The sequence below is a fragment of the Streptomyces sp. NPDC002130 genome (assembly GCF_040296465.1).
GTDB lineage: Bacteria > Actinomycetota > Actinomycetes > Streptomycetales > Streptomycetaceae > Streptomyces.
On record NZ_JBEOXI010000421.1, the window covers coordinates 1 to 4,327 of the forward strand.

At 71.2% G+C, this 4,327-nt stretch carries 3 protein-coding genes; all 3 read left to right on the forward strand.

Features of this window, described 5'->3' with window-relative positions; all coding sequences use genetic code 11:
- Positions 1–123: 123 nt before the first annotated feature.
- Positions 124–1,101, forward strand: a complete 978-nt coding sequence (locus tag ABT116_RS40080; RefSeq protein WP_351644902.1) for a fumarylacetoacetate hydrolase family protein — start codon at positions 124–126, stop codon at positions 1,099–1,101.
- Between the two features lie 12 nt (positions 1,102–1,113).
- Positions 1,114–2,697: a bifunctional 3-(3-hydroxy-phenyl)propionate/3-hydroxycinnamic acid hydroxylase MhpA gene (mhpA, locus tag ABT116_RS40085; RefSeq protein ID WP_351644905.1), complete on the forward strand. Its 1,584-nt coding sequence runs from the start codon at positions 1,114–1,116 to the stop codon at positions 2,695–2,697.
- On the forward strand, positions 2,697–4,327 hold a 1,631-nt coding region (locus tag ABT116_RS40090), incomplete at its 3' end, for an acetoacetate--CoA ligase (RefSeq protein WP_351644907.1). The genes mhpA and ABT116_RS40090, both read left to right, overlap by 1 nt.

The window sequence follows — 4,327 nt, forward strand, 5'->3', positions numbered from 1 at the left end:
AGGGCGGTGTCCTCCGCCGGGGTCATGGAGTCGTAGCCGATCTCTCCGACCGCCACGACGTTGTCCTTGACGAGCCGCCAACTCCTGACCCCGCACGCGAATCCCCCTCACAAAGGCACTGACATGAGCACCAATGTCCTGCGCACCGCCGACGGCTGGTGGGTCGTCCTCCCTCAAGCTCTCGACTCCGCTCGAGCAGGGGGGACCCCCATCGGCCGAGCCGTCCCCGTCGAGACCAAGGCCGTGACCACCGCCGAGCTGCTGGCCGACCGGCCGGCTGTCCGCGAGGCCGCTGCCTCCGGCGAACCGGGCACGCCCGTCGCCGACCTGGTGGCGCTCTCGCCGGTCACTACGCCCTGCCGCGTGGTCGCCCAGATGGTCAACTACCGCAGCCACGCCCGCGACTCCGGCTTCACCGGCGACATCCCGCCCGCCTTCTTCCGCAAGGCGTCCGGCTCGGTCAGCGGCCCCGGCGAGGCCGTCGTCCGCCCCGCGCACGTGAAGTTCCTCGACTACGAGATCGAGTTGGGCCTCGTCATGGGCGCGTCCCTGCCCGTCGGCACGGTCGTCGAGGAGCGGGACCTGCCCTCGTACGTCGCCGGACTCGTGATCACGAACGATGTCAGCGCCCGTGAGGTACAGCTGACCAAGACGCAGTTCTACGAGAGCAAGTCGTACCCCACCTTCACGCCGACCGGGCCGTACCTGGCCCTGCTGGAGCCGGAGGACTTCGCTCATCTCCTGGACCTGCGCCTGAAGCTGAGCGTCAACGGTGAGCTGCGGCAGGACCGCACCCTGGCCGACATGATCGTCCGCCCGGCCGAGGCGCTGACCCTGCTGGCCCGCTTCCAGACCCTGGACGCCGGCGACCTGCTGCTCACCGGTACTCCCGGTGGCACGGCCCTGAAGGCGCCGCCGAAGGCCGTCGAGAAGATCGGCGCGCTGCTGCCGCCCGCCGTGAAGTGGAAGGCGTTCTTCAAGAGCCAGGCGAAGAACCCGCACTACCTCAGCCCGGGCGACGTGATCGCAGCGACGATCGCGACCCCGGACGGCCGCATCGACCTCGGCGAGCAGCGCACCCCCGTCACGGACGCGAAATGAGACCCGAAGCACATGATCTTCGAACGTAATGGGGCAGACGTACCCGTGGTGATCGTCGGCGCCGGGCCGGTGGGCGTGACCGCCGCCCTCCTCCTGGCCCGGCGCGGAGTCCGCAGCGTTGTCCTCGAGCGGCACAGGGGCATTTACCCGCTCCCGCGTGCCGCCGCCATTGACGACGAGGTGCGCAGGATCCTCCAGGCCGCGGGCGTGGGGGAGGAGTTCGCCGCGATGGTCCGCCCGGCGAACGGGCTGCGGCTGCTGGACGCCCGGCACCGGGTGATGGCCGAGTTCCGGCGGACCGAGCACGGCCTGCACGGCTACCCGCAGACCAGCATGTTCGACCAGCCCGAGCTGGAGAGGGTCCTGCGCGACGCCCTGGCCCGGTACCCGGAATGCGAACTGCGGGGCGGAGCGGAGGTCACCGGAGTCGGCCCGGACACCGAGGGCCCCGTGCGCGTTACCTACCGCGACGACGACGGTGACCACGAGCTGTGGGCCGAGGCGGTGCTCGGCTGCGACGGCGCGAACAGCCTCACCCGCGAGGCGATCGGCGCCGTATGGGAGGACCTGCGCTTCGAGGAACGCTGGACCGTCATCGACGTCCGCACGACGGCCGACGTGCGCTCCTGGGACGGGGTCGACCAGGTCTGCGACCCGGCCCGGCCGGCGACCTTCGCGCGCATCGGTGAGGACCGTTACCGCTGGGAGTTCCGGTTGTGCGAGGGGGCGGAGCAGCCGGTCCGCGAGTTGATCGCTCCGTGGCTGCCGCCTTCGCACGAGGGGGACTTCGAGATCATCCGCGAGGCGCAGTACACCTTCCGGGCGCGGATCGCCGACCGGTGGCGCAGCGGCCGGGTCTTCCTGCTCGGCGATGCCGCCCACCTCACCCCGCCGTTCATCGGGCAGGGGATGTGCGCGGGCCTGCGGGACGCCTACAACCTCACCTGGAAGCTCGCCCGAGTGCTCCAACAGGGTGGTTCCGAGCGGATGTTGGACACCTACGAGAGTGAACGCAAGCCGCATGCCCGGCACGTGATCCGGCTCGCCGTCGCCATCGGCTGGGCCATGACCGGCGGCCAGGACAGTGCCGCCACGATCCGCCGCAGGGCCCTGGCCGCGGCCTGCCGCATACCCGGCCTGACCGAACTGGCCGGCCGCGACCTCAGCCCGCCCCTGACCACGGGACCCCTCGTACGCCGCCGCCTTCGCAAGGGCCTTGCGGGCACGCACTGCCCCCAGCCATGGATCACCGCCGGCGGACGGCGCAGCCGCCTCGACGAGGTGCTCGGTGACTCCTTCACCATCCTGACCACCGCCGATCCCTGGCCCTCGTTGAACGCCCTCGCCCACGCGCTCGGTGTCCGGGCGGTCCCCGTGACCGGCCTCGGCGACGACGGCGCACTCGCCGCCTGGCTGCGCGCCGGCCGTGCGGACGCCGTGCTGCTGCGCCCCGACCGCGTCGTCATGGACGTCGTCCCCGCCGGGGGCCGGGACTTCACCGGCACCGCCGCCTGGGCGTCCCTTCTGCACAGCACCCGCAGTCCCCACCCGCCGCGACGAACCGTCGACGACAGCCTGCTGAGGAGCGTCACCTGATGAGTGTGCCCGAGCCTTTCATGACGCCGGATTCGCGGGCCGTCGCGGACAGCAACCTCATGGACTTCGCCCGCCATGTCGGGAGGTCCGGCGCCGACTACGCCGACCTGTACAACTGGTCGGTCACCGACTTGGAGGGCTTCTGGGGGGCGGTGTGGGAGTACTTCGACATCGACGCGGACACGCCGTACGAGCGGGTGCTGGCGGAGGAGAGGATGCCGGGCGCCCGCTGGTTCCCCGGCGCCACCCTCAACTACGCCCACCACGCCCTGCGGAACCTCGCCGACGACGCCGTGGCGGTCATCGCCCTGGACGAGACCGGCTCCTGCTACGAGGTGACCGCGAGCCGCCTGCGCGCCCAGGTCGCCTCGGTCGCGGCCACCCTGCGCGAGCTGGGCGTGGGGGCAGGCGACCGGGTGGTGGGCTATCTGCCCAACACCCCGCACGCGATCGTGGCGTTCCTGGCCGCCGCGAGCCTGGGCGCCGTGTGGTCGGTGTGCGGCCAGGACTACGCCCCCGAGGCCGCAGCCGACCGCTTCGCCCAGCTCGAACCCACCGTCCTGATCGCCGCCGACGGCTACCTCTTCAACGGCACCACCCACGACCGCCGCGATGCCACCCTTGAACTCGCCCACGCGCTGCCCACCTTGAAGGCCACTCTCCTGGTGGACCATGTGGGCCTGCCCTGGCCGTCGAGGGCGTACCCCTCGCTGGTGCTCCCGTGGGAGGACGCAGCCACCCGCACCGAGGAATTCATTTGCACCCCGGTGCCGTTCGACCACCCCCTGTGGGTCGTCTTCTCCTCCGGCACCACCGGTCTGCCCAAGGGAATCGTCCACGGCCACGGCGGCGTCCTGCTCGAACACCTCAAAACCCTGGGCCTGCACTGTGACCTGGGTCCCGACGACTGCTTCCTGTGGTACACCACGACCCACTGGATGATGTGGAACCTCGTCGCCTCGACGCTGCTGACGGGCGCCACGACCTGCACGTACGACGGCAGCCCGGCACCCCTCACCCAGCCCGACATCCTGTGGAAGCTGGCCGCACGCCACCGGGTCACCGTCTTCGGCACCAGCCCCCAATACCTGCTGGGCATGGCCAAGTTCGGCATCGACCCGTCCGTACACGACCCGTCGTCGATCCGCGTGGTCGGCTGCACCGGCTCCGCCCTGCCGGCCTCCGCCTACCCCTGGGTCCGCGACCACGTCGGCGACCGCGTACTGCTCGCGTCGATCAGCGGGGGCACCGACATCGTGTCCGGCTTCGCGGGCAGCGCGCCCAACACACCGGTCTGGGCAGGGGAGTTGTCCGCACCCCACCTGGGCGTGGCGCTGGCCGCCTATGACGCCGTGGGCTTCCCGGTCGTGGACCGGGTGGGCGAGCTGGTCGTCACCCGTCCCATGCCGTCGATGCCGCTGTATTTCTGGAACGACCCCGACGGCACCCGCTACCGCGACGCGTACTTCTCCTTCTACCCCGGTGTCTGGCGGCACGGCGACTGGATCACGGTCACCGGCCACGGCTCGGTGATCGTCCACGGCCGCTCCGACTCCACACTCAACCGCAATGGCGTCCGGCTCGGCAGACGATCCGCCGCACCGTCGACTCGTCGAAGAGTCCGGCATCG